This window comes from Kitasatospora sp. NPDC057500 (genome assembly GCF_042802195.1).
In the GTDB taxonomy this organism is placed as follows: Bacteria; Actinomycetota; Actinomycetes; order Streptomycetales; family Streptomycetaceae; genus Kitasatospora.
Genome location: NZ_JBHVER010000118.1, coordinates 1 through 24,925, shown reverse-complemented (window position 1 = coordinate 24,925; position 24,925 = coordinate 1). Strand labels below are relative to the sequence as shown.

Here is a 24,925-nt window from a genome sequence, read left to right as displayed (position 1 = left end):
GGGTGGGTGAGAGGGACAGGTAGAGGGAGCCCAGGGTGGCGACGCCCAGGGCGAGGCTGGCCTGCTGGCCGGTGGCGAGCACGCCGCTGCCGACGCCCGCCCGGGCGGCGGGGACCTTGGAGAGCACCACCCGGAACAGCGGGGTGCCGATCAGGCCCTGGCCGATGCCGGCCAGGGCGACGCCGGGGGCCATCCGCAGCGGGGAGAAGCCGTCCGGGCCGGCGAGCACGGTGACGGCCAGGGTCGCCAGGCCGGCGGCCTGGACGGCGGCGCCGGCGGTGAGCACCCGGCTGCCGAAGCGGCCGATGAGGCGCGGACCGGAGAGGGAGGCGGTGAAGTAGCCGACGGCCATCGGGACCAGCGCCCAGCCGGCGGCGACCGGGCCGAGGTGCAGGCCCTGCTGGAGGGCGACCGCGATGACGAACATGAAGCCGCCGAAGCCGCCGAAGTAGGGCAGGGCGATGCCGAGGCCGCGCCGCATCTCGGGGATGCGCAGCAGGGTGGGCGGCACCAGCGGGGTCTTGCCGCGGCGCTCGGCCCGGCGTTCGACCAGGGCGAAGGCGGTGGCGAACAGGGGGAACAGCGCCAGCAGTACCCAGGACCAGAGCGGCCAGCCGGCGGCGCGGCCCTCCATCAGCGGGACGAGGAGGGCGAGCAGGGCGGCGGTGAGCAGGACGGTGCCGGCGATGTCGACCTCGGCGGCCTGTTCGGCGCGGCTCTCCGGGACGAAGCGCAGCGCGAGCACGAGGGCCAGTAGGGCGAACGGGACGTTCAGCAGGAAGACCGAGCGCCAGCCGCTGCCGAACAGGTCGGCGGCGACCAGCATGCCGCCGAGCACCTGCCCGATGACCACCGAGATGCCGCCGACCGCGCCGTAGACGGAGAGCGCGCGACCGCGCCGGGCGCCGTGGGTGGCGGCGGTGATGGTGCCGAGCACCTGCGGGATCAGCAGTGCGGCCGACGCGCCCTGGGCGGCCCGGGCGGCGACCAGGGACCAGGCGTCGGGGGCGAGCCCGCAGGCGAGCGAGGTCACGGCGAAGGCCGCGGCTCCGGCGACGAAGAGGCGGCGCCGGCCGAAGATGTCGCCGAGCCGTCCGCCGAGGACCAGCAGGACGGCAAAGGCGATGCCGTAGCCGGCGGCGACCAGTTCCAGCACGGCGGGGCCTGCGGCGAGGTCCTGGTCGATGGTCGGCAGCGCGACGTTGACGATGAAGAAGTCGAGCATCGGGAGGAACGCCCCGAGCAGGACGGTGACCAGTCCGGCGGTGCCGAGGGAAGGACCGAGGGAAGGACCGGGGGGAGGGGTGGAGAGGGAGGCCGGCGAAGCGGGGGCGAGGGGCTTGGTGGCGGTCAGTTGCTGGGTCACGGTCCTACGATCCGCCGCGTCGCACCCTGGTACCAGAGTGTGTTTATCCGGGTATAAGAAGTACCTGGAAACAGGATGACGAGTGGCGCATCCTGGTGGAATGAGTCTGACCACCGTCACGGCAAGCACCGGGAAAGCGTCCGCCGATCCGCGGCGGCAGCAGCTGGCGGCGTTCCTCCGCAGCCGCCGGGAGCGGATCACCCCCGAGCAGGTGGGGCTGCCGATGACCGGCCGGCGGCGCACGCCCGGGCTGCGCCGCGAGGAGGTGGCGCAGCTCGCCGCCGTCGGGGTCACCTGGTACACGTGGTTGGAGCAGGGGCGCGAGATCCAGGTGTCCGTCCAGGTGCTGGACGCGGTGGCGCGTGCCCTGCTGCTCGATCCGAGCGAGCGGGCCCACCTGTTCGCGCTGGCGGGGGCGGAGGACCCGACGCCGGTGCGGGAGTGCCCGACCGTCACACCGGGTGTCCGGCTGGCGCTGGACCGGATGGCGCCCTACCCGGCCGCGGTGATCAACTCCCGCTACGACGTGCTGGCGTACAACGCGCAGTACACCGGGATCGTCGGCGATCTGGAGGCGCTGCCGCCCGAGGACCGCAATCTGATGTGGCTGGCGTTCACCCCCTCGCGCTTCCGTGACGTGCTGGTGGACCACGAGGACGAGCGCGAGGTCATGGTGGCCCGGTTCCGCTCCGGGATGGGCGAGCACGGGGGCGAGCCCGCCTGGCGGGCGCTGCTCTCCCGGCTGCGCAAGGCCTCCCCGGCGTTCGACGCGGCCTGGCAGCGGCACGATGTGCTGCGGCCGGGGAACGGGTTGAAGCGCTTCCTCCTGCCGGAGGCCGGCTTGCTGCGCTTCGAGTACACGAGCTTCTGGCTGGGCCCCTCCCAGGGCCCGCGGATGGTCGTCTACACCCCGAAGGACGAGGAGAGCGCCGCGCTGCTGACCCGGCTGCCCACCCGGCTGCCGTCGGCGGCCGGTGTTCCGGCGCCGGCCGTGGCGGTGCCGGCCCGCTGACGGCAGTCCGGCGCGGGCCGACCCGAGCACCAGGCAGAGCGCGGCGAGCGGGAGTTCCAGGCAGCCCGCCATCACCAGCGCGGTGAGCGTCTCGGCGCCCGGGCCGGCGGTGGCGATGTCGATCAGGGCGTCGCCCGCGAGCAGCAGGGCGACCACGGCGGCGGGCGCGACGGCGGCCGGGCGGCGGTGGCGCAGCACGGCGTCCAGCCGGAGCAGGGCGGCGAACTCGCACAGGTCGAGCGCGGCCCACGCCGTCTCGCCGGTGGCCGCGAGCACCGCCACCCAGGGCAGCAGGGCGAAGGCGGCGAACCCGGGCACCCGCGAGGCGGGCGGGACGACCGGCGGGCGGCCGTCCCGGACCCGGGGAGCGGGCCGAACGGGCGGCACGGCGGCGCTCATCGGACACCCCCGGACCCCTCGGCGCCGGCGGGGGCGGCGCGGACCCGGGTCAGCGGGGCCCGCTCGGCCCCGGCCCCGCCGGCCGCCTCGACGAGCACGCCGTCGAAGACGCCCTCGGCCCACGCGAGCCAGAACTCCCCGGCGACGGCGACCACTTCGCCCGCCGCTACCACCGGCGCGGGCCGCCCCGGCAGCCGGAGCGGCCGCCCGCCGGTGAACCCGACGGCCGGAACGGCGCCGCCTTGCGGCAGCCGCCCCCAGGCGAGCCCCTGCCGAGGGCGGCGGCGCCCGCCCGCGCCCGTACCGGACCAGGCCCGGGCGCCGCGCAGCAGGCCGCGGCCGAGCCGGGCGGCGACCAGCACGTCCACCAACTCGCCGTACTCGTAGACCTCCAGGGCCGCCCGCCGCCCGCGACCGGCCGGCGCGCCGCGCACCGACCACGGCCCGACCGGGCGGCAGGGCGCGCCGGGCCCGACCGGCAGCCGCCCCTCGGCCGCGGCGCGCACGGCGGCAGCGGCAGCGGCAGCGTCGTCCGGAGCAGCCGGGGCAGCCGGAGCGTCCGGAGCAGCCGGGGCGGCGGGAGCGTCCCGGGCGGTGCGGTGGACCGGACGCCCCTGCGGCGGGACGGCGGAGTGCGATGCGGTACTCGTCATGCCGTCAAGGCTCGCCGTCACGAGCCGCGTTGTCGGTAGTGCACCTATCCGAATCGGGGGTGTACCTAGCTTCACCATTTCTCGGCAGCCCCCTTCATGGTGACGCTTGATCACCTCGTTCTAGGCTGTCCGCCGTGCTCTCCACGACGCCGCCCAGCGCGCCCGCCAGGAGCGCCGTCCGGCTCACCTGGGCGGCGGCCTGGCGGGACACCCGTTTCCTCGCCGCCGGTATCCCGCTCGCCCTGCCCGTCTGGCTGATCGCCCTCGTCCCGAAGGCGACGCTGCTCCTCCTGGGCGCGACCCTGCTGTCCATCCGCCCGCTCACCGCCGCCCAGCGCGGCCGGCTGCGCGCGCTGCGCGGGGTGGAGGTCCCGCCGCTGCTGCGCTCCGCCCGCACGCCCGCCGGCCTGCTCACCTCGCTGCGCACCACGGTCAGCTGGCGCCAGGTCGGGTACCACCTGGTGGCCGGCCCGCTGGTCGCGGCCGGCGCGCTGGCCCTCGTCTACGGCTGGGGCGCGGGCCTGGTGGCCTCGACGGTCTTCGGCTGGACCTGGCTGATGCCGCCCACCTCGCCGGTCCGCGACCAGTGGCTCAGGACGGACATCCCGCTCACCGCCGGCGGCCTGCTGCTGCTCGCGGTGCTGCCCACGGCGGTCCGCCTGCTGGCCCGGCTGGACCGGGCGGTCGCGGTGCGGATGCTCGGTCCGGGCCGCACCGCCGAGCTGGAGCACCGGATCGAGGAGGTGGTCGAGAGCCGGGCCGGCCTGGTGGACGCGGTCGACGCCGAGCGCCGCCGGATCGAGCGCGACCTGCACGACGGCGCCCAGCAGCGGCTCACCTCGCTCGCCATGAACCTCGGCCTGGCCCGCCGCACCCTCAAGGACGTCCCGCCCGAGGCGATGCAGGTGATCGTCGAGGCGCACGAGGAGGCCCAGGCGGCCATCGACGAGCTGCGCGACCTGGTCCGCGGCCTGCACCCGGCGGTGCTGGAGGACCGCGGCCTCGACGCGGCGCTCTCCGGCATCGCGGCCCGCGCCCCGCTGCCGGTCCGGCTGGACGTCGAGCTGGCCGAGCGGACAGCGCCGACCGTCGAGGCGGTCGCCTACTTCACCGTCTCCGAGGCGCTGACCAACGTCGCCAAGCACGCCCGGGCCTCCCGGGCGGACGTCTCGGTGCGCACGGCCGGCGGCCGGCTGCGCCTGGTCGTCAGCGACGACGGCGTGGGCGGGGCGGACGCCTCGCGCGGTTCCGGCCTGACCGGTCTGCGCCGGCGCGCCGCCTCGGTCGACGGGTCCCTGTCCGTGCTCAGCCCCGTCGGGGGCCCGACCACCATCACCGTGGAGTTGCCGTGCGTGCTGTGATCGCCGAGGACTCGGTCCTGCTCAGGGTCGGCCTGGTCAAGGTCCTGGAGGCGGTGGGCTACGAGGTGGCCGCCGCCGTCGGGGACGCCGAGGAACTGCTCACCGCGGTGCAGGAGCACCGCCCGCAGGTGGTGGTGGCGGACGTCCGGATGCCGCCCGGCTTCACCGACGAGGGGGTGCGGGCGGCGCTGGTGATCCGCCGGCAGTGGCCGGAGGTGGCGGTGCTGCTGCTCTCCCAGCACGTGGAGGAGCGCTACGCCGCGGACCTGCTGACCAGCAACACCAGCGGGGTCGGCTACCTGCTCAAGCAGCGGGTGGCCAACGTCGACGACTTCGTGGACGCCCTGCAGCGGGTCGCCGAGGGCGGCACCGCGCTGGACCCGGAGGTGGTCGCCCAACTGCTGGTCCGCCGCCACCGCGATCCGCTGGAGCGGCTGACCCCGCGCGAGCGGGACGTGCTCGCGCTGATGGCGGAGGGCCGGTCCAACGCCGCGATCGCCGCCGCCCTGGTGGTGAGCGACAGCGCGGTGGCCAAGCACATCAACTCGATCTTCGCCAAGCTCGACCTGCCGCCCGCCGACGAGAGCCACCGGCGGGTGTTGGCGGTGCTGCGCTTCCTGGGAGTGGAATGACGATGACGACGGGGGGCGGGACGACCGCGGGCGGGACGGCGTCCGGCGCGGGGGAGCGGACACCGGGAGAGCGGGCCTCGGCGGACGCCCGCCGAGGCCACCGGGCCTGGCGGGTGCTCGGCACGCTGGTGCTCGCCGTGACACTGGTCGTCGGCGCCGTGCAGACCTGGGCGATCGCGGTGCACCAACGCACGCGCTCGGAGTCGTCCTACCCGGTCGCGGTGACCAGGGTCAGGCTGGACACCGGCAGCGCCACCGTACGGATCAGGCCGGGGCGGGAGGGCGAGGTGGTGGTCCGCCAGTACCTGAACTGGATGGTCCGGATGCCGGTCGTCTCGGCGCTCTTCGACCAGGACCGGCTCGACGTCCGGATGCGCTGCAACCAGGTGCTGCCGGCCACCGAACTCGGCTGTGGCGCGGAGATCGAGCTGGACGTGCCCTCCGGGGTCGCGGTGACCGGCAGGCTCTCCAACGGGAGCATCGACGTCTCCGGGGTGGCCGGGGAGATCGATCTGCTCTCCACCTCGGGGGCCGTCGTCCTGTCCGACGTGTCCGGCCCGGTGACCGTGCGCACCACCTCGGGCTCCGTCCGGGGCAGCCGCCTCGGCTCCCCGGCCGTGAACGCCGCCGCGACCTCGGGCTCGGTGGAGCTGGGCTTCGCCGCAGCCCCGCGGGCCGTGGACATCGGGGTGACCTCGGGCTCGGTGGCGCTGGGCCTGCCCCGGGGGTCCCGCTACGACTTCGACGGCGGGGCGTCCCCGCTGGCCCGCGGCAGCATCGACCCGACGCTGGCCGACCGCTCCAGTCCGAACAAGATCAGGGTCTCGGTCAGCTCCGGCTCGGTGTCGGTCTTCGCCAAGGACGCCCCCACCGCCGGGTGACCGCCCGAGGGCCCCGGGCGGCTCGGCCGGGTGGGGGACAATGAAGAGTCCCCCACCCGCCGTCCCCGAGGTCAGCCGCGCATGACAGTCCCGCCCGAACCCACCGAGCCGAGCACCGCGACGGCCACCGCCACCGCGACGGCGGCCGGCCCCGCCGACGGCGACACCACCGCGACCGCCACCAGGACCGCCGCCGCCGCCCCGGCCGCCGGCGCCGAGTTCGCGCCGCTGTCGATCGGCCCGATGCAGGTCTGGCCGCCCGTCGTCCTGGCGCCGATGGCCGGCATCACCAACGCGCCGTTCCGCACCCTGTGCCGCGAGCAGAGCGGCGGCAAGGGCCTCTACGTCTCCGAGATGATCACCACTCGGGCCCTGGTGGAGCGCAACGCCAAGACGATGCAGCTCATCAGGTTCGATCCGAGCGAGAAGCCGCGCTCGATCCAGCTCTACGGCGTGGACCCGGTGACCGTCGGCAAGGCCGCCCGGATGATCGCCGACGAGGGCCTCGCCGACCACATCGACCTCAACTTCGGCTGCCCCGTCCCCAAGGTGACCCGCAAGGGCGGCGGCTCGGCGCTGCCGTACAAGCGCAACCTGCTGCGCGAGATCCTGCGCGAGGCGGTGGCCAACGCCGGCGACCTGCCGGTCACCATGAAGATGCGCAAGGGCATCGACGACGACCACCTCACCTACCTGGACGCGGGCCGGATCGGTGCCGAGGAGGGCGTCTCCGCGATCGCCCTGCACGGCCGCACCGCCGCCCAGCACTACGGGGGCACCGCCGACTGGTCGGCGATCGCCCGGCTGCGCGAGTCCGTCCCGGCGGGGATCCCGGTGCTCGGCAACGGGGACATCTGGTCGGCGGAGGACGCGGTGCGGATGATGCGCGAGACCGGCTGCGACGGCGTGGTGGTCGGCCGCGGCTGCCTGGGCCGCCCGTGGCTCTTCAAGGACCTGGTGGCGGTCTTCGAGGGCGAGGTGGACCACGCCCGCCCGACCTTCGCCGACGTGGCGCGGGCGATGGTCCGGCACGCGCAGCTGCTCGGCGAGTGGCTCGGCGACGAGGCCCGCGGCGTGATCGACTTCCGCAAGCACGTCGCCTGGTACACCAAGGGCTTCTCGGTGGGCTCGGAGCTGCGGGTGAAGCTGGCCAACTCCTCCTCGCTGGCCGAACTGGCCGAAACCCTCGCCCTGGTGGAGCAGTCCCAGGCCTGGCCGGCCGGCGCCGACGGGCCGCGCGGACGGACCAGCGGCAACAACCGGGTCGTTCTGCCGGAAGGCTGGTTGGACGATCCGTATGACTGCGCCCGGCCGGGTGAGGATGCCGAATCGGACACCTCTGGCGGTTGATGTATCCGCAGTGGCAAAAATGGCCCCTGAGGGCCGACTGCCACCGCGGCCCAGCCCTCTTAGCCGATCTGGCCAAGAGGGCTCCTTTTCGGCAGTCGACTGTCACGGAAAGGACTCGTTTCTGGACGCAGTGCGACGATGGGCGCAGTGCTCCTACGTCCAGGCGGTGAGATGCGGCCGTGACGCTGGCCACATACCCTGGCGGTCGGAGGTGACCGACAGGACGAAATGAACAAGTCGGGGGCGGATCGCTTCCCGAAGGGGGCCGGCGGCGGATCGGCCACTGAGGGTGCAGGAAATCAAGCCGGTCCGTCAGGCCGGGGCGCCGGTGGCTACCGAGCGTTCCGGTTGCGTGATCTTCCGGTTTCGCCGCCTTCAAGACTTGAACACTCGCTAGCGTCAGCCGGACGATTTCACCACCAGAGGTGAACGCCATTCAGTGCATTCGATCTAGCGGGTTACTTGCCGATCCTGACGACGTACGCCCTATTGGCGGCGCGGAAGCGCCTTCGAAATGGGTATGTTCTCCGGCGTCAGGGCAACCGTGTGCGAGGAGACCGACCCGTGGCGTCCCAGCAGAAGTTTGTTTACTCCTTCACTGAAGGAAACAAGGACCTCAAGGATCTTCTTGGCGGTAAGGGCGCGAACCTGGCCGAGATGACCAACCTGGGCCTTCCGGTCCCTCCGGGGTTCACCATCACCACCGAGGCCTGCAAGGTCTTCCTGGAGACCGGTAGCGAGCCCACCTCGCTGCACGAGGAGATCAGCGCCCACCTGGACGCCCTTGAGCAGGAGATGGGCAAGAAGCTCGGCCAGGCCGACGACCCGCTGCTCGTCTCGGTGCGTTCGGGCGCCAAGTTCTCCATGCCCGGCATGATGGACACCGTCCTGAACATCGGCCTCTCCGACGCCTCGGTGGCCGGCCTGGCCGCGCAGTCCGGCAACGAGCGCTTCGCCTGGGACTCCTACCGCCGCCTGGTCCAGATGTTCGGCAAGACCGTGCTGGGCGTCGACGGCGAGCTGTTCGAGGAGGCCCTGGACGAGGCCAAGCACGCCAAGGGCACCGCCAACGACCTCGACCTGGACGCCGAGGACCTGAAGCGGCTGGTCGAGGTGTTCAAGGGCATCGTCGAGCGCGAGACCGGCCGGGCCTTCCCGCAGGAGCCGCGCGAGCAGATGGACCTCGCCATCCACGCCGTCTTCCACTCCTGGAACGGCGACCGCGCCCGGCTCTACCGCCGCCAGGAGCGCATCCCGAACGACCTGGGCACCGCGGTCAACGTCTGCACCATGGTCTTCGGCAACCTCGGCGAGGACTCCGGCACCGGTGTCGCCTTCACCCGTGACCCCTCCACCGGCACCCAGGGCGTCTACGGCGACTACCTGTCCAACGCCCAGGGCGAGGACGTCGTCGCCGGCATCCGCAACACGCTGCCGCTGTCCGAGCTGGAGAAGCTCGACAAGAAGTCGTACGACGAGCTGATGGCGATCATGCAGACGCTCGAGAACCACTACCGCGACCTCTGCGACATCGAGTTCACCATCGAGCGCGGCAAGCTCTGGATGCTCCAGACCCGGGTCGGCAAGCGCACCGCCGCGGCCGCCTTCCGGATCGCCGTCCAGCTGGTCGACCAGGGCCTGATCGACCTGGACGAGGCCCTGATGCGGGTCACCGGCGGCCAGCTCTCCCAGCTGATGTTCCCGCGCTTCGCCCCGAACGCCGAGTCCAAGCAGATCGCCTGGGGCCTCGCCGCCTCGCCCGGCGCCGCGATCGGCAAGATCGTCTTCGACTCCTACACCGCGGTGAAGTGGTCGCGCTCCGGCGAGAAGGTCATCCTGGTCCGCCGCGAGACCAACCCGGACGACCTGGACGGCATGATCGCCGCCGAGGGCATCCTCACCTCGCGCGGCGGCAAGACCTCGCACGCCGCCGTGGTCGCCCGCGGCATGGGCAAGACCTGTGTCTGCGGCGCCGAGGAGCTGGAGGTCGACACCAAGCGCCGCCGGATGACCACCGCCGACGGCCTGGTCCTCGAAGAGGGCGACATCGTCTCGATCGACGGTGCGACCGGCAAGGTCTACCTCGGCGAGGTACCCGTGCTGCCGTCCCCGGTGGTCGAGTACTTCGAGGGCACCCTGCACGCCGGCGCCGACGTCCAGGGCGGCCTGGTCCAGGCCGTGCACCGGCTGATGTCGCACGCCGACGGCCGCCGCCGGCTCGCCGTGCGCGCCAACGCCGACAACGCCGAGGACGGCTCGCGCGCCCGCCGCTACGGCGCCCAGGGCATCGGCCTGTGCCGCACCGAGCACATGTTCCTCGGCGAGGAGCGCCGCAAGGAGGTCGAGCACCTGATCCTCGCGGACAACGACAAGGACCGCGAGCAGGCGCTCTCCACCCTGCTGCCGATGCAGAAGGGCGACTTCGTCGAGCTCTTCCAGGCGCTGGACGGCCTGCCCGTCACGGTCCGCCTGCTCGACCCGCCGCTGCACGAGTTCCTGCCGGACATCACCGAGCTGTCGGTGCGCGTCGCCCTCGCCGAGGCCCGCAAGGACCCGAACGAGAACGACCTGCGCCTGCTCCAGGCGGTGCACAAGCTGCACGAGCAGAACCCGATGCTCGGCCTGCGCGGAGTGCGCCTCGGCCTGGTCATCCCCGGCCTGTTCGGCATGCAGGTGCGCGCCATCGCCGAGGCCGCCGCCGAGCGCAGGCTGGCCGGCGGGGACCCGCGCCCCGAGGTGATGATCCCGCTGGTCGGCACCGTCCAGGAGCTGGAACTGGTCCGCGACGAGTGCGAGCGGGTGCTCGCCGAGGTCGCCCGGTCCACCGGCGTCCAGCTGGACATCAAGCTGGGCACCATGATCGAGCTGCCGCGCGCCGCCGTGACGGCCGGCCAGATCGCCGAGGCCGCCGAGTTCTTCTCCTTCGGCACCAACGACCTCACCCAGACGGTCTGGGGCTTCTCCCGCGACGACGTCGAGGCCTCCTTCTTCACCGCCTACCTGGAGAAGGGCATCTTCGGGGTCTCGCCGTTCGAGACCATCGACCGCGACGGCGTCGGCTCGCTCGTCCGGCACGCCGTCGAGGCCGGCCGGGCCACCCGCCCCGACCTCAAGCTCGGCGTCTGCGGCGAGCACGGCGGCGACCCGGACTCCGTCCACTTCTTCCACGAGGTGGGGCTGGACTACGTCTCCTGCTCCCCCTTCCGGATCCCGGTGGCGCGCCTTGAGGCCGGCCGCGCCGCCATCGAGTCCACGGGCAGCGACTCGCGCTGATCGACGGGGACCCCGAGCCCCCGGCGCGGCACGAACCGCTGACCGGGTTCCCTCCATCGGGGAGGGGCGTACACCGGAGCTCGGCGCAGGAGAACCGGCGTACGCAACGCGGCCGGGGCGGGAACGGACAACGGCGTCCGTACCCGCCCCGGCCGCTCGCACATCCGCGTCCGGGCGCGGCGCGGCCGCGGATGTGGCCGCGGCCACGTGTGTGGCTGACCGCGCCCGGCGCCGCCGACTGCCAAGCTGGAGCCCATGACCAGCAAGAACCGCCTGTGGACCGTCCTCGCCGTGCTGCTCTCCGTGATCGCGGCGGCAGTCGGCTACGTCGCGTCCGACGGCAGCGGCGACGGCACCGGCGGCAGCACGCCCAAGGCCGCCGCGAGCTCCACCGGCCCGGCGGCCGCGTCCGGGACCCCCTCGGCCTCCGCCGCCCCGTCGGCCCCCAAGCCCAGCGCGCCCAAGCCGTCCGCCCCGGCCACCCCGCCCGCGGCGACCGCCGCCGCCACCTGGGTGCCGACCGACCCGGCGATGCCCGACGTCTGCCGCACCAGGCTGCCCGGCCAGGCCCTCGACACCCTCGGCCTGATCGCCGAGGGCGGCCCGTACCCCTACCGCTCCGACGGCATCGTCTTCGAGAACCGGGAGAACCGCCTCCCGCGCAAGGCCTCCGGCTACTACCACGAGTTCACCGTCGTCACCCCCGGCTCCGCCGACCGCGGCGCCCGCCGCGTGGTCACCGGCGACTCCGGCGAGCAGTACTGGACCGCCGACCACTACGGCACCTTCCAGGAGATCGACGCCCGCTGCTGAGCGCCGAAGGGGGTGCGGGCAGCCGTCCCGGCGGCGGGGTCTACCGTGAGGCATCCAGGGCGGGGGCGTTCACGGGAGCGGCGGTATGGGATTACGCAGGGTGCACGGGGCGGTCGCGGCGGTGGCCCTCACGGGTCTGCTGGCGGGGTGCGGCACCGACGCCGGGGGCGGGCGCGACGAGGACATCGGGCCCGAACCGGCGATCGGGCCGGTGGTGGCGGAGCCGCTGGACGGCGCCCGGGTCGCGCTGCCGCTGGACGGCTACTCGATCGGCACCGAGGAGTCCGTCGTCATCTTCCGGGCGATGGGCCAGGCGACCCGGACGTGCATGCAGGCCAAGGGATTCGACTACGACCCGGGCGATCCCTCCGTGCGCGCGCCGCTGACCCCCTTCGACTCGGACCACCTCGGGCTGCTCTCGGCCGCCGCCGCCCGGGAGACCGGCTACCACCGGCCACGCTGGTCGGGTTCCAGGAGCGGCACCACGGCGGCCGGCGGGGTGGAGCGGAGCGACGCCTACCAGCAGGCGCTGAACGGCCCGCGGAGCGGGCGGGTGGGCCCCGCGACCCCCGGGACCGACCGGGGGTGCTCGGGCGAGATCGAGCGGTGGTTCCAGGCCGAGGGGGTCGGGAGCAACTCCGGCGACCTGATCGGCGAACTCCGGGCGAAGGCCTACGACCGGACCGCCGTCGACAGCCGGGTGAAGGCCGCGCTGGCCGCCTGGCGTTCCTGCATGGAGGGGCTCGGCTACCACTACTCCGGTCCGGCCCAGCCGAGTTCGGAGAACTGGCCGGACCCGGTCTCGGACCGGGAGCGGGCCACAGCGGTGGCCGACATGGACTGCAAGTCCCGGGTGGGGCTGCTCGGTACCTGGTACGCCGTCCAGACCGCCTACCAGCAGCAGCTCATCGGCGGGAACGAGGCCGCCCTGAACGCGGTCAGGGAGGTCTCGGTGCAGCGCGTCGCGGCGGCCAGGAAGCTGCTCGGCGGGGGCTGAGGACGGGCTGCGGCGGCGCACCGGTCAGCGGGCCCGGCGCCAGCTGATCCGGGCGTGCGGGCCGTGCGGGCCGCCCGCGAGGAGGACGGCCAACTCCTGGAGGACGGGTCCGGGGTCGCGGCGCAGCTGGACGGGGGTGGTGCGGACGACCGGCAGGCCGGCGGAGGTCAGCCGGTTGGCGCGGGTCAGGCTCCGTTCGTGGTCGGCCGGGCGCAGGTGCCAGGCCCGGGAGTCGATCTCCAGGGCGACGCAGGCCTGCGGCCAGTAGGCGTCCGGCACGGCCAGGAACCGCCCGTCCAGGAAGAGCACCGGGTTCCAGAGCGGCTCGGGCAGCCCGGCGCCGCGCACCGCGTCCCGCGCCTCGCCCTCGACCACCGAGCGCACCCCGGCCGTCAGCTCCTCCACCACCCCGGCCAGCCGGGGCAGCTCCCGCACGTCCGGCCGGGCGAGCAGCTGGTCCAGCAGCTCGCCGAGTTCGCAGTGGCGGCGCTGGACGGCCTCGGCGCACAGCGCGCGGAACCGCTGCCGTCCGCTCTCCCGGGGCGCGAGGTCGGCCAACGCCCGGGCGACCGAGGTGCTCCAGAGGCCGTCGTCGCGTTCGAAGCCGCCGGGCATCGGCCCGTTCGACCGGTGGATCCGTACGAACCCCCGGTCGGCGACCTTGCGCCGGGCGGGGATCAGCACGTCCACCTCGGTGAGGTCGGCCGGGTGCCCGGCCGAGGGGAGCCCGGCGTCGGCCAGCACCGCCACCCCGGTGAGCAGCACCTGCCCGCCGAGCGGCGCGGTCAGCCCCTTGGGCCCCGCGTAGGCGACGGCGGCCCGCAGCCGCTGGTGCGCCGTCAGCCGCCCGGTCTGCAGGCAGATCACCCGGGGCAGCACCCGCTGCCACGGCCCGCCGGGTCGCAGCCGGTGCGCGATGGTGCCGGACGGCACGCCGAGCCCGCGCAGCTGGGCGCGGGTGGCGATGTGCTGCTGGTCGGCGCCGAGCAGCAGCAGCGGGTCGACGAGGGAGCTGGCGCTGGTCATGCCCGGGTGGTTCCCGCCCGGATCGGCGGTATGCGGAACATCGCCCGCCGGGGGAGTGCCCGGTCAAATGAGGTTGACGCGGGGGCGGCGGGAGGAGTGGGCTTTCCCGCGATGACGACTCCTCACACCGGCCCGGCGCTCGACGCGCTCAACGGCCTCTCCGTCGGCGACGCCCTCGGCGCCCAGTTCTTCGTCCCTGCCACCGCCCGCACCCACCTGACCGCCCGCACCACCCCGCCCGGTTCACAAGACGCGCCCTGGCCGTGGACCGACGACACCGAGATGGCCTGCTCGGTGTACGCCGCGCACACCGAGCGCGGCGGGATCGACGTGTTCGACCTCACCCACGCCTTCGCCCGCCGGCACGACTTCGACCGCGGCTACGGCCCGTCCGCCAACCGCCTGCTGCGGCTGATCCGGGAGGGCGGCGACGCGAAGGCGCTGGCCGCCGGGCTGTTCGACGGCCGGGGCTCGTACGGCAACGGCGCCGCGATGCGGGTGGCCCCACTCGGGGCGGCGTACGCGGAGGACCCGGGCGCGGTGGCCGGGCCGGCCGCCGACACCGCGACAATCACGCACACCCACCCGCAGGGCGTGGACGGCGCGATAGCCGTCGCGGTGGCCGCGGCGTTCGCGGTCCGGGCCCGCACCGATGCCATGACGCCCGAGGGCTTCCTGGAGTCGGTGCGGGACCTCACTCCGCCCGGGGCGGTGCGCGACGGTCTGACCGAGGCGGTCGCCCTGCTCGCCGAGTCGGACGTCGCGGTCGCGGCCCGGATCCTCGGCAACGGCAGCTGGACCAGCGCCGCCGACACCGTCCCCTACGCGCTGTGGTGCGCGGCCCGCCGGCTCACCGACTACCCGGCGGCGGTCTGGGCGGCGGTGTCCGCCGGCGGGGACGCCGACACCGTCGCCGCGATCACCGGCGGGGTGGTCGCCGCCCGCACCGGGACGGCCGGCATCCCGCCCGCCTGGCTGGCGGCCCGCGAGCCGCTGCCCGCCTGGGCGTTCACCGAGCCGGACAGCGTCGCGGGCGGCCGGGGCGGCGCGGAGCTGCTGGAGCCGCGCCCGCACCCGGTGCCGGACGTGGTGTGGACGGACGCGCAGTGGCAGGCGCTGCGGACCGGCGCGCTGACGGACCGCCGCTGGTCCGTGCGCACCCGGGAGGGCGTCCTGCGGATCTGCCGTGCCGACGGCCGCCCCGTCTGGGAGCTGGCCGTCGTCCCGGGCCGCGCGGGGTGGCGCCCGGTGTCCGCCCTCGTCGAGACCTGCCCGCGCCACGCGCCCGGGGACGGCGCCCGGCTGTCCGACCTGCTGCCGGGGGGCGCCGTCACCGGGGAACCGCGCCGGTCCTGACGGTCAGGCCGTGATCAGGTGCCCGGCGCCGCCGCCGCCGTGTCTAAGGCACTCCTGGTTGATCGCCGGATCCGGGGCGCTCGGCGAGGTGGCGGCGGCGATCCGCAGTTCGATGATGTCCCGGACGGCCGGCCACTCGTCGTCCAGGATCGAGTAGAACGCGGTCGACCGCACCACCCCGTCCAGCCCGCGCGAGTGCGCCCGGCGGACGCCCTCGGAGGTCGCGCCGAGCCGCTCGATGGCGGTGCGCGAGCGCAGGTTGCGGGCGTCGGCGCGCAGCGAGATCCGCTGCACGCCCCACGCCTCGAAGGCGTGCCGGAGCATCAGCAGCTTGGCCTCGGTGTTGATGCCGGTGCCCTGGGCGCGCGGCGACAGCCACGTGTTGCCGATCTCGGCGGCGTCCGGGACGGCGGTGTCCGGGTCGCCGAACGGCACGCCCGGCACCGGCGGCCAGACCAGCGGCCCCTGCCAGTAGTCGAGTTCCAGGAACCGGGTGGAACCCACCACCCGGCCGTCGGCCTGGTTCACCGTGGCGAACGGGAGCGACCGGCCCGCGGCCTGGTCGGCCAGCGCGCGGGCGATGTACTCCCGGGCCGCTTCCAGGCCGTGCGGGACGGGGGTGAAGGCGTAGGTCGTACGGTCCTCGGCGCCGGCCTCGGCGATGGCCTCGGCGTGGTGCGCGGCGAGGGGCTCCAGCCGCACGGTGCGGCCGGTGAGGATGACAGGTACGGGCACGGAACCTTCGGTCCTTCATCGGTCGGGTGGCGCTGGCCCATGCCGGGGTGCGGCGCGGGCGAGCGATGACTGTTTCCGCCCCGTCCCGGAGTGCGCCCACCGGTGCCCGTGCACGCCGGAGGTCCGGTCGGGCGGGGCGGGGAGCGACGGCCCGGAGACGGGCAGCGCGGTGCCGGAACGGACACGGGTCCACGGACCGGTCCGGCGGGATGAGCGAGGGGACAGTGTGCGTCCGCGAGATGGCCGAGGAGGAAACGAGTGCGCGAAGGGAAGCAGGCGGCCAGGTGAAGGCAAGATGCGTCGTGGGTGGCTGGCCGAACACCGGTCCGGGACGTGGTCGACGGCGTTACGGACGACGTGACGACGACGCGACGATGCGAGGCAGCGAGAGGACGATACCCGTCAGAAGGCGGTGCGTCACTTCGCGGCACACGAATGGCCCCCGCGACAGCGCCCGGACGGCCCCCGGCGGCCGTTCGCCCCCCTCTGACCAGGGGCTTTCCAGGCGGGTGCGATCATGGTCCGGCCGGCCCGCCGGGGCGCGCCGCGAGCGCCCCCGGGCGAAACGGGAGCGGCCGGCCGGGAATTCCGACGGTGCCCCGCGCGCTGGACGAGGAGAGCCGGGCACGAGCCCTCGCGCGCGCCGACGCGCGGGGGAGAGCGGATGCGGCGAACCGCGACGAGGAAGAGAAACGGGGTGTGGGTGAGCGGTGCGTGATCCCCAGGCGCTGTACGAGCTGGACCAGCAGGGTGTGGCCGCCGTGGCCGCGGCGAGGGCCGCGCTGGCGGACACCGGTGCCGGCCTGGTGCTGCTCCACCACTTCGAGGGCTTCATGGACGCCGGCGAGGCGGGCGCCCAGGTGGTCGCCCACCTGCTGGAGACGGGCGACCCGCAGGTGGTGGCCCGCTTCGACCACGACCGCCTGGTGGACTACCGGGCCCGCCGCCCCGCGATGGTCTTCGACCGCGAGCACTGGTCGTCCTACGAGCCGCCGGAGATCCTGCTCCAGCTGGTCCACGACACGGCCGGCTCGCCGTTCCTGCTGCTCACCGGCCCCGAGCCGGACGTCGAGTGGGAGCGCTTCATCGCCGCCGTCCGGGAGCTGGTCGAGCGCTTCGGCGTCCGGCTGAGCCTCGACTTCCACGGCATCCCGATGGGCGTGCCGCACACCCGCCCGGTCGGCCTGACGCCGCACGGCAACCGGCTGGACCTCGCGGCCGGCTACCCGCAGTGGTTCGAGCAGGCCCAGGTGCCGGGCAGCGCCCAGGCCCTGCTGGAGTTCCGGCTCGCCGAGGCCGGGCACGACGTGCTGGGCTTCGCCGCGCACGTGCCGCACTACGTGGCGCGCTCGGCGTACCCGGCGGCAGCGGTGATGATCCTGGAGGCGGTGCAGTCCGCGACCGGGCTGGTGCTGCCCGGCACCCTGCTGCGCGAGCGGGTCGACGTGGTGTACGCCGACATCGAGGAGCAGCTGGCACAGGGGGACGGCGAGTTGCGCTCGGCGATCCGCGGCATGGAGGGCCAGTACGACGCGGTGGCCGGCGCCGAGGACCGGGAGAGCCTGCTGGCCGAGCCGGTGGACCTGCCGTCGGCGGACGAGCTGGGCCGGCGCTTCGAGCAGTTCCTGGCCGAGCACGAGCGCGGCCCGGAGTAGCGGGAACGGCGGGCGCGCGCCGACCGGGGGAAAAACCGGTGCCCCCGGCCGGGAGCGATCGGGCGCGCCCGCCCGTTGGCATGGGCGGTGCCCGGGGGACGGGCCGTCGTAGGAAGAACGCCAACGGCTCCTACCCGGGGGGATCCCGTGCCACTGTCCGTACGCCCGAAGTCCGTGCGCCCGCTGTCCGCGCGTCCGACCGCCGCGCTCACCGGGGCGGTGGGCGCGGGCCTCGCCGCCGTGCTGGTCGCCGGCTGCTCGGGCTCCACCGGCGCCGAGAGCCTGGCCGCGGCAGCCGCGGACGGCTCTTCGAAGCCGCGGGCCGCCGCCGCGGCCACCGCGACCCCGACGCCCACCCCCACCCCGGTCGGGCCGTACGTGGCGCTCGGCGACTCCTACACCTCCGGCCTGCGGATCAGTCCGCAGCAGGCCTCGGAGCCCAAGGGCTGCTCCCGATCGGCGGTCAACTACCCGTCGCTGGTGGCCGAGGCGCTCGGCCTGTCCGGGGAGCGGTTCCGCGACGTCAGCTGCAGCGGCGCCCGCACCGTCGACCTGACCGGCGCGCAGAGCACCGAGGGCGGCAGCAACCCGCCGCAGCTGGACGCGCTCAGCCCGGCCACCCGCCTGGTGACCGTCGGCATCGGCGGCAACGACGCCGGGTTCATGGACGTGGTCGGCCAGTGCGCCAAGGAGAACCTGGTGGACGCGTTCAAGGGTCTGGTCGGTTCGGACCGCGCCGCCGCGCCGTGCCGCGACTCCTACGCCGCGGCGGGCGGCGGCGACCAGGTGCAGCAGAAGGTGGACGCCGCGGGCGAGCGGCTCGGGCAGCAGCTGAAGGAGATCAGGCGCCGCGCCCCGCAGGCCCGGGTCTACGTGGTCGGCTACCCCTCGCTGCTGCCCGCCGACCCGGCGAGCTGCGTCCCGGTGCTGGGCTCGACGGTGGCCGGCGGGGACCTGGGCTTCCTGGTGGAGAAGGAGCAGCAGCTCAACGCCATGCTCAAGCGGCGGGCGGAGGCGGCCGGGGCCGTCTTCGTGGACCTCGCGGCGCCCTCGGCCGGCCACGACATGTGCGCGGGGGAGGACGCCCGCTGGGTGGAGCCGCCGTTCCCGGCGCACGGCCTGGCGGCGATCCACCCGAACGCCAAGGGCCAGCAGGGCGCCGCCGAGGCCGTTCTCAGGGCGGTCCGGGGCTGAGACGGGGCGGGGACGGGGCCGAGGCGGGCTGACGACGGGCGGGGACGGGCGGGGACGGGCGGGGACGGGCGGGGACGGGCGGGGACGGGGGCGTGTCCGGAGGCACGGCGCGCGGGGCCAAGGGTTCACGCCCCGGCTCACGCGCCGTCGCGCGCGGCACACTTCCGGTGTCACAGCCCCGGCGTACCGTGAGGGTCATATGGACGACACCGCGCACCGCCTCACCGACGCCCCGACCCCGACCCCGTACGACCGCGCCGCCGAGGCCCGCTGGGTGCCCGAACCGGACAAGCGCCCCGGCCGCACGGGGTTCCAGCGCGACCGCGCCCGCGTGCTCCACTCCGCCGCCCTGCGCCGACTGGCCGGCACCACCCAGGTGGTCGCCCCGATGCGCAGCGACTTCCCGCGCACCCGGCTGACCCACTCGCTGGAGTGCGCCCAGGTCGGCCGCGAGCTGGGCGCCGCCCTCGGCTGCGACCCGGACCTCGTCGAGACCGCCTGCCTGGCCCACGACATCGGCCACCCGCCGTTCGGCCACACCGGCGAGGAGGCGCTCGACCAGGCCGCCGAGGCCTGCGGCGGCTTCGAGGGCAACGCCCAGTCGCTGCGCATCCTGACCCGGCTGGAGCCCAAGCGCTTCGCCCCGCAGGACGAGACGCCCGCCCGGCTGGCCCCCTGGCCCGGCCGCAGCGTCGGCCTCAACTTGACCCGCGCCGCCCTGGACGCCGCCACCAAGTACCCGTGGACGCACGGCGCCCACCCCGCCGACCCGGCCTCGCCCAAGTACGGCGTCTACGCCGACGACCTGCCGGTCTTCCGCTGGCTCCGGGCCGGCTCCCCGGCCGGGCGCAGGTGCTTCGAGGCCACCGTCATGGACTGGTCCGACGACGTCGCCTACTCCACCCACGACGTCGAGGACGGCCTCCAGGCCGGCCATATCGACCCGGCCGCGCTGCGCGCCCCGAGTGAGCGGGCCGAGCTGTTCAAGGTCGCCGAGCGCTACGCCCCGGACGCCGGCCCCGAGGAGCTCGCCGCCGCCCTGGACCGGCTGCTCGCCCAGGAGTGGTGGCCCGAGTCCTACGACGGCACCGCCCGCGCCCGCGCCGGGCTCAAGGACCTCACCAGCCAGCTGATCGGCCGGTTCTGCCTGGCCGCCGAGCAGGCCACCCGGGCCCGCTACGGCCCCGGCCGGCTCACCCGGTACACGGCCGAGCTGGTGGTGCCGCGCGAGGTCCGGCTGGAGTGCGCGGTGCTCAAGGCGGTCGCCGTCCGGTACGTGATGCAGCGCGACGAGCAGGCCCAGCTGCGGGCCCGGCAGCGGATCGTGATCGCCGAGCTGGCCGAGGCCCTCGGCCGGCGCGCTCCCGAGGTGCTCGACCCGGTGTTCGCCGCGATGTACCGGGAGGCGGAGGACGACCGGGCCGCCCTGCGCACGGTGATCGACCAGATCGCCACCCTCACCGACGCCTCCGCGCTGGCCCTGCACGCCCGGCTGGTCGGCCCGGACCGCGGCTGACCCGGCCCGCGGCTGACCCGGGCCGGTCGCCCCCGCCGTCCGGCCCGTCCGCCCCAGTAGACTTCCGGGGTGGCCGGGCGGATCAGGGACGAAGACGTACAGGCGGTGCGGAGCGCACTGCCGATCGACGCGGTGGTCGGCGACTACGTACAGCTGACCAACGGTGGCGGCGGCGAGTACAAGGGCGTCTGTCCCTTCCACGACGAGAAGTCCGCCTCCTTCTACGTCAACCCCTCCAAGGGCGTCTTCCACTGCTTCGGCTGCCAGGAGAACGGCGACACCATCGCCTTCCTGATGAAGATCGAGCACTTCACCTTCGCCGAGGCCGTCGAGCGGATGGCCGCCCAGGCCGGCATCACCCTGCGCTACGAGGAGGGCGGCTACAGCCCCCGCCACCAGCAGGGCGAGCGCACCCGGCTGGTCGAGGCGCACAAGGTGGCCGCCGCCTGGTACCAGGAGCAGCTCGGCTCGCCCGAGGCCGAGATCGGCCGCCGCTTCCTGGCCGAGCGCGGTTTCGACGAGGAGGCCGCGAAGACCTTCGGCGTCGGCTACGCCCCGGCCGGCTGGGAGCACCTGGTCCGCTACCTGCGCGGCAAGGGGTTCACGGACAAGGAGATCCTGCTCGGCGGCCTGGCCTCGCAGGGCCAGCGAGGCGGTCTGATCGACCGGTTCCGGGGCCGGCTGGTCTGGCCGATCCGCGACATCGCCGGCGAGGTGATCGGCTTCGGCGCCCGGCGGCTGCGCGAGGACGACAACGGGCCGAAGTACCTCAACACCCCCGAGACGCCGATCTACAAGAAGTCGCACGTGCTCTACGGCATCGACCTGGCGAAGAAGGAGATCGCCAAGTCGGGCCGGGCGGTGGTGGTCGAGGGCTACACCGATGTGATGGCCTGCCACCTGGCCGGGGTCACCACCGCGGTGGCCACCTGCGGCACCGCCTTCGCCGAGGACCACATCAAGATCATCCGCCGGCTGCTGATGGACACCTCCCAGTACCGCGGCGAGACCGTCTTCACCTTCGACGGCGACGCGGCCGGCCAGAAGGCCGCGCTGCGCGCCTTCGAGGACGACCAGAAGTTCGCCGCCAAGACCTCCATCGCGGTCAGCCCCGGCGGCATGGACCCGTGCGAGCTGCGGCTGGCCAAGGGCGACGACGCGGTCCGCGAGCTGATCGACAACCCCGTGCCGCTCTTCGAGTTCGCGCTGAACTCGGCGGTCGCCAAGCACCGGGTGGACACCCCGGAGGGCCGCTCGGCGGCGCTGGAGGAGGCGGCGCCGATCGTCGCCAAGATCAAGGACCGCTCGATCCAGCACGAGTACGCCGTCCGGCTGGCCGGCATGCTCGGCATCCTGGACGAGCCGTTCGTGGTCCGCCGGGTCTCCCAGCTGGCCCGCTGGGACCGCGAGCGCCAGCAGAACCCGCGTGCCAACGGCCGGCAGCACCGCCCCGAGCAGGCGCAGCCGGCCCGCCCGGCCCGGCCCGTCTTCGTGCTCAACCCGCGCGACCCGGCGCAGTTCGTCGAGCGCGAGCTGCTCAAGCTGGCCCTCCAGCACCCGGACCTGGTCGCCCCGGCCTTCGACAACTACGCCGAGGACGAGTTCCCGACCCCGCCGTACACCGCCGTGCGCCGCGCGATCGGCCAGGCCGGCGGCGCCGCGTACGGGGCCACCCTGGCCGACTTCACCGCCGTGGTGCGCGAGGTCTGCCCGGACGACCGGGTGCGCTCGCTGGTCACCGAGCTGACCGTGGAGCCGGTGCGCTCGCGCCGCAAGGTTGACGCCGTCTACGCGGGGGAGTTCCTGGTCAGGCTGCGGACGCTGGCCGTGGACCGGCGGGTCGACGAGGTCCGCGCCCACCTCCAGCGGCTCGGCAACCGGGCCGCGCCCGAGGAACTGCACGCGGTGCAGACCGAGCTGTGGCAGCTCCAGCAGTACGGGCAGGCATTGCGCAGCCAGGGCGCCGCCGCCCTGTAGAAGAAAGTCCGCGCACGAGTCTCGGCCACGGAGTGTGGCGTGCCGCACACTGGAGGACGTCCTACCTCCGTTCAGCGCGGGTCCGCCAGAGTCGCGCCCGCCCCGAGGGGATGCCCGTGGACCGAGGCCTCGCCGCGACCGCCCAGCCCGTCACCGCCCAGCCCGCCGCCGACCCGTCCGCCCCGCCCGAGGACCACGGCCGGGCGGGGGCACCGCCGCCGGACGGTGCCCGGGTGCCCGCCCAGGGCCTGCCGGCCGGGCACCCCGACGCCGGGGAGGACACCGCCCGGGACGCCGCCGAGGAGGCCGAGGAGGCCCCGGAGCGGCCCGGTGCCGAGCCCGGCGGCCCGGCGGCCGACCTGCTCCGCCAGTACCTCCGCGAGATCGGCCGGATCCGGCTGCTCACCGCCGCCGATGAGGTCGAACTGGCCCGCCGGATCGAGGCCGGCCTGTTCGCCGAGGAGCGGTTGAACCGCGAACCGCTGCCCGGCGCCGGGCTGGCCGCCGAACTGGACACCCTGGTCACGGTCGGCCGGCTGGCCAAGCGCAGGCTGATCGAGGCCAATCTGCGGCTGGTGGTCTCCGTCGCCAAGCGCTTCGTCGGGCGCGGGCTGACCCTGCTCGACCTGATCCAGGAGGGCAACGTCGGCCTGATCCGGGCCGTGGAGAAGTTCGACTACGCCCGCGGCTACAAGTTCTCCACCTACGCGACCTGGTGGATCCGCCAGGCGATGAGCCGCGCGCTGGCCGACCAGGCCCGCACCATCCGGGTGCCGGTGCACGTGGTCGAGCTGATCAACCGGGTGGTGCGGGTGCAGCGCTCGCTGCTCCAGGAGCGCGGGAGCGAGCCGGTCGCGGCGGACATCGCGGCCGTCCTGGACCTCACCGAGGAGCGGGTGCGCGAACTGCTCCGGCTCGCCCAGGAGCCGATCTCGCTGCACACCCCGGTCGGCGAGGAGGACGACGTCGCGCTCGGCGACCTCATCGAGGACGCCGACGCCGCGTCACCCGCCGAGTCCGCGGCCTTCCTGTTGCTGCGTCAGCACCTGGAGGCGGTGCTGGCCACCCTGGGCGAGCGGGAGCGCCAGGTGGTGCAGCTCCGCTACGGCCTGGACGACGGGCGGGCGCGCACCCTGGAGGAGATCGGGGTGCTCTTCGGGGTCACCCGGGAGCGGATCCGGCAGATCGAGTCGAAGACCCTGGTCAAGCTGCGCGACCACGCCTTCGCCGCCCAGCTCCGGGGCTACCTCGACTGACCCGGCCGACTCGGCCGACGACTGGCTAGCTCGTTTGGCTCGGCGGGTCCGAGGGCGCGGGCTGGGCCGGGTCGGTGGTGGCCGCCGCCGGCGGGGAGGCCGGGCCGGGCGGGATCGGGGTCGAGGCGACCGTCCGGGCCAGGTCGGAGACCGAGGCCGTGCAGGCGGCGCCCTCCGGGTCCTTGCGCTGCCCGCAGACTTGGAGGGTGACCGCCGGGTCAGCCGCGTTCACCATCCACGAGTAGTTGTCGTACCCCCAGTGGATCAGCGCCGTCTCGGTCTCGCCGGCGCTGGTGCTGATGGTCGCCTGGTCGCCGGGCTGGCCCTCGGTGATCGCGGCCCAGGCCGCCTGGCACTTCAGGCTGTACCGGAGGTAGACGACGACCTTGCCGATGTTGGTGGTCAGCAGGGTCCGGGCGTCCCCGCCGCAGCCGGTGGCCTTGGGGTCCTTGTGCGCGCAGCCGAGGGCCTGGCAGGCCGGGACCGACGGGGCGGGGTTGGCGGGCACCGCGACCGAGGGGGACGCCTGGGCGGCGCCGCTCGCCGGGGCGGAGGCCGGCACGGTGGCGGCGGTCGGCGCGGCGCCGTCCTGGCCGTCGGAGGAGGAGAGCAGCCGCGCCCCGAGGAGCGCCAGCAGCAGGGCCACCGCCACCGAGGCGGCGACCAGCGCCGCCGGGCGGCGGCGCCGCACGTCGCGGGCGCCCGGCTCAGGAGCCGGCTCCGGGGCCGCCTCCGGGTCCGGCGCGGCGTCGGGCACCGGGTCCGGCACGGCCTCCGCAGCCGCCTCCGCATCCCCGTCGGCGATCGGCTCGCCGTCCGCGGCCGCATCGCCCGCCGCCGCCCCCGCGGCCGCGGTCCGCTCCCACAGCGCCCGCAGCGCCGGGCCGTCGCACTCCACGGCCCCGATCAGCGCGTCCAGCGCCTGCTCGGTGATGATCCGCTTGCCGTTCAGCCAGCGCTCCCAGGAGGCCCGGCTGTAGTGGGTCCGGGCGGCCAGCTCGGAGAGCGAGAGCCCGGTCGCGTCCTTGACGGCGCGCAGTTCCTCCGTCAGGAGCTTGGCGGGGACGGAGAGGTCGTCCGGCAACTGCTTCCAGGCGGAACCCATGCGGTCTCTTCCAAACATACGAGGCGGGCGGGGCGGCGGTGCTGGAACAGGCGGTACCCGGCGGGGCACTGCTCCGGGCCCGGAGGGCGTCTTCGCGTCTCAAGTCTCGGCGGCCCGGCGTCCCAAAACCCAGGTCCTGGCGCTGAGACGGACGGAAGTGTCTCACAACACCGGGAGACGCTCGAACATTCATATGGCCGTCGGGCATTGTTCTTCCGGCCGGAGCGGTTCGCCGCCCCGGTCCTTCGTCCGGGGACGGTTCCTGACGGCCCGGCGCCTGCCGTGCCCCGGCCCCACCGGTGCGTGGCAGCCTCCACGGGGGGAGGCTGCCCCGGACCGCAGGGACGCGCGGCGGGGACGGGTCGCAC

The 24,925-nt window shown here is 74.7% G+C and carries 19 protein-coding genes; 14 read left to right on the top strand and 5 right to left on the bottom strand.

Annotation, left to right across the window (positions count from 1 at the left end):
• Positions 1–1,366 (bottom strand): MFS transporter (locus tag ACFU74_RS23490; protein ID WP_380759860.1); only part of this gene is annotated, 1,366 nt, incomplete at its 3' end.
• 100 nt (positions 1,367–1,466) lie between these two features.
• On the opposite strand from ACFU74_RS23490, the gene ACFU74_RS23485 reads away from it, so the two are divergent.
• Entirely contained in the window at positions 1,467–2,378 is a 912-nt protein-coding gene (locus ACFU74_RS23485) for a helix-turn-helix transcriptional regulator (protein ID WP_380759858.1), read from the top strand.
• A 395-nt stretch (positions 2,379–2,773) separates the two neighbouring features.
• Here the strand turns inward: ACFU74_RS23485 and ACFU74_RS23480 are convergent, their stop codons facing one another.
• Positions 2,774–3,430, bottom strand: coding sequence for a hypothetical protein (locus ACFU74_RS23480; RefSeq protein WP_380759856.1), 657 nt, complete (start codon positions 3,428–3,430; stop codon positions 2,774–2,776).
• Positions 3,431–3,564: 134 nt separating this feature from the next.
• Between ACFU74_RS23480 and ACFU74_RS23475 the strand changes: the two genes are divergently transcribed.
• The 7 genes from ACFU74_RS23475 to ACFU74_RS23445 all read left to right on the top strand — a co-directional run bounded on the left by ACFU74_RS23475 (position 3,565) and on the right by ACFU74_RS23445 (position 12,737).
• On the top strand, positions 3,565–4,791 hold the full coding sequence (locus tag ACFU74_RS23475; protein ID WP_380759854.1) for a histidine kinase: 1,227 nt from the start codon (positions 3,565–3,567) through the stop codon (positions 4,789–4,791).
• Positions 4,779–5,423, top strand: a complete 645-nt coding sequence (locus ACFU74_RS23470; RefSeq protein WP_380759852.1) for a response regulator — start codon at positions 4,779–4,781, stop codon at positions 5,421–5,423. Before ACFU74_RS23475 ends, ACFU74_RS23470 begins: the two co-directional genes overlap by 13 nt.
• The gene (locus tag ACFU74_RS23465) at positions 5,420–6,304 is read left to right on the top strand and encodes a hypothetical protein (protein ID WP_380759850.1); all 885 of its coding nucleotides are present in this window, start codon (positions 5,420–5,422) and stop codon (positions 6,302–6,304) included. The genes ACFU74_RS23470 and ACFU74_RS23465 overlap by 4 nt, the downstream gene beginning before the upstream one ends.
• A gap of 243 nt (positions 6,305–6,547) precedes the next feature.
• On the top strand, positions 6,548–7,654 hold the full coding sequence (gene dusB / locus ACFU74_RS23460; RefSeq protein WP_380759862.1) for a tRNA dihydrouridine synthase DusB: 1,107 nt from the start codon (positions 6,548–6,550) through the stop codon (positions 7,652–7,654).
• 564 nt (positions 7,655–8,218) lie between these two features.
• Positions 8,219–10,927, top strand: a complete 2,709-nt coding sequence (ppdK, locus tag ACFU74_RS23455) for a pyruvate, phosphate dikinase (protein ID WP_380759848.1) — start codon at positions 8,219–8,221, stop codon at positions 10,925–10,927.
• A 255-nt stretch (positions 10,928–11,182) separates the two neighbouring features.
• Positions 11,183–11,740: a ribonuclease domain-containing protein gene (locus ACFU74_RS23450; protein WP_380759846.1), complete on the top strand. Its 558-nt coding sequence runs from the start codon at positions 11,183–11,185 to the stop codon at positions 11,738–11,740.
• 85 nt (positions 11,741–11,825) lie between these two features.
• Positions 11,826–12,737 carry a hypothetical protein gene (locus tag ACFU74_RS23445; RefSeq protein ID WP_380759844.1) on the top strand — a complete coding sequence of 304 codons (912 nt, stop codon included), beginning with the start codon at positions 11,826–11,828 and terminating at the stop codon, positions 12,735–12,737.
• A 24-nt stretch (positions 12,738–12,761) separates the two neighbouring features.
• Here the strand turns inward: ACFU74_RS23445 and ACFU74_RS23440 are convergent, their stop codons facing one another.
• A complete protein-coding gene (locus ACFU74_RS23440) occupies positions 12,762–13,763 on the bottom strand; it encodes a hypothetical protein (RefSeq protein WP_380759842.1) in 1,002 nt (333 codons plus the stop codon).
• A 111-nt stretch (positions 13,764–13,874) separates the two neighbouring features.
• Between ACFU74_RS23440 and ACFU74_RS23435 the strand changes: the two genes are divergently transcribed.
• A complete protein-coding gene (locus ACFU74_RS23435; protein ID WP_380759840.1) occupies positions 13,875–15,119 on the top strand; it encodes an ADP-ribosylglycohydrolase family protein in 1,245 nt (414 codons plus the stop codon).
• A 3-nt stretch (positions 15,120–15,122) separates the two neighbouring features.
• Here ACFU74_RS23435 and ACFU74_RS23430 read toward each other — a convergent pair whose 3' ends face one another.
• Positions 15,123–15,854, bottom strand: coding sequence for a GNAT family N-acetyltransferase (locus ACFU74_RS23430; RefSeq protein ID WP_380759837.1), 732 nt, complete (start codon positions 15,852–15,854; stop codon positions 15,123–15,125).
• A 710-nt stretch (positions 15,855–16,564) separates the two neighbouring features.
• Here ACFU74_RS23430 and ACFU74_RS23425 point away from each other — a divergent pair.
• The 5 genes from ACFU74_RS23425 to ACFU74_RS23405 all read left to right on the top strand — a co-directional run bounded on the left by ACFU74_RS23425 (position 16,565) and on the right by ACFU74_RS23405 (position 23,452).
• On the top strand, positions 16,565–17,509 hold the full coding sequence (locus ACFU74_RS23425; protein ID WP_380759835.1) for a PAC2 family protein: 945 nt from the start codon (positions 16,565–16,567) through the stop codon (positions 17,507–17,509).
• Between the two features lie 147 nt (positions 17,510–17,656).
• The gene (locus ACFU74_RS23420; RefSeq protein WP_380759833.1) at positions 17,657–18,703 is read left to right on the top strand and encodes an SGNH/GDSL hydrolase family protein; all 1,047 of its coding nucleotides are present in this window, start codon (positions 17,657–17,659) and stop codon (positions 18,701–18,703) included.
• Positions 18,704–18,902: 199 nt separating this feature from the next.
• Positions 18,903–20,219, top strand: a complete 1,317-nt coding sequence (locus ACFU74_RS23415) for a deoxyguanosinetriphosphate triphosphohydrolase (RefSeq protein WP_380759831.1) — start codon at positions 18,903–18,905, stop codon at positions 20,217–20,219.
• A gap of 69 nt (positions 20,220–20,288) precedes the next feature.
• On the top strand, positions 20,289–22,196 hold the full coding sequence (gene dnaG / locus ACFU74_RS23410) for a DNA primase (RefSeq protein ID WP_380759829.1): 1,908 nt from the start codon (positions 20,289–20,291) through the stop codon (positions 22,194–22,196).
• 110 nt (positions 22,197–22,306) lie between these two features.
• Entirely contained in the window at positions 22,307–23,452 is a 1,146-nt protein-coding gene (locus ACFU74_RS23405; protein WP_380759827.1) for an RNA polymerase sigma factor, read from the top strand.
• Positions 23,453–23,477: 25 nt separating this feature from the next.
• Here ACFU74_RS23405 and ACFU74_RS23400 read toward each other — a convergent pair whose 3' ends face one another.
• Positions 23,478–24,557 (bottom strand): DUF2690 domain-containing protein, encoded by a 1,080-nt coding sequence (locus tag ACFU74_RS23400; protein ID WP_380759825.1) that lies wholly within the window; start codon positions 24,555–24,557, stop codon positions 23,478–23,480.
• Positions 24,558–24,925 lie beyond the last annotated feature (368 nt).

Excerpts from the sequence above, each read along its gene's own strand:
- ACFU74_RS23485 (WP_380759858.1), top strand. The coding sequence starts at position 1,467 with ATGAGTCTGACCACCGTCACGGCAAGCACCGGGAAAGCGTCCGCCGAT.
- ACFU74_RS23480 (WP_380759856.1), bottom strand. The coding sequence starts at position 3,430 with ATGACGAGTACCGCATCGCACTCCGCCGTCCCGCCGCAGGGGCGTCCG.
- ACFU74_RS23465 (WP_380759850.1), top strand. The coding sequence starts at position 5,420 with ATGACGATGACGACGGGGGGCGGGACGACCGCGGGCGGGACGGCGTCC.
- dusB (WP_380759862.1), top strand. The coding sequence starts at position 6,548 with ATGCAGGTCTGGCCGCCCGTCGTCCTGGCGCCGATGGCCGGCATCACC.
- ACFU74_RS23450 (WP_380759846.1), top strand. The coding sequence starts at position 11,183 with ATGACCAGCAAGAACCGCCTGTGGACCGTCCTCGCCGTGCTGCTCTCC.
- ACFU74_RS23445 (WP_380759844.1), top strand. The coding sequence starts at position 11,826 with ATGGGATTACGCAGGGTGCACGGGGCGGTCGCGGCGGTGGCCCTCACG.
- ACFU74_RS23440 (WP_380759842.1), bottom strand. The coding sequence starts at position 13,763 with ATGACCAGCGCCAGCTCCCTCGTCGACCCGCTGCTGCTGCTCGGCGCC.
- ACFU74_RS23435 (WP_380759840.1), top strand. The coding sequence starts at position 13,875 with ATGACGACTCCTCACACCGGCCCGGCGCTCGACGCGCTCAACGGCCTC.
- ACFU74_RS23415 (WP_380759831.1), top strand. The coding sequence starts at position 18,903 with ATGGACGACACCGCGCACCGCCTCACCGACGCCCCGACCCCGACCCCG.
- ACFU74_RS23405 (WP_380759827.1), top strand. The coding sequence starts at position 22,307 with ATGCCCGTGGACCGAGGCCTCGCCGCGACCGCCCAGCCCGTCACCGCC.
- ACFU74_RS23400 (WP_380759825.1), bottom strand. The coding sequence starts at position 24,557 with ATGGGTTCCGCCTGGAAGCAGTTGCCGGACGACCTCTCCGTCCCCGCC.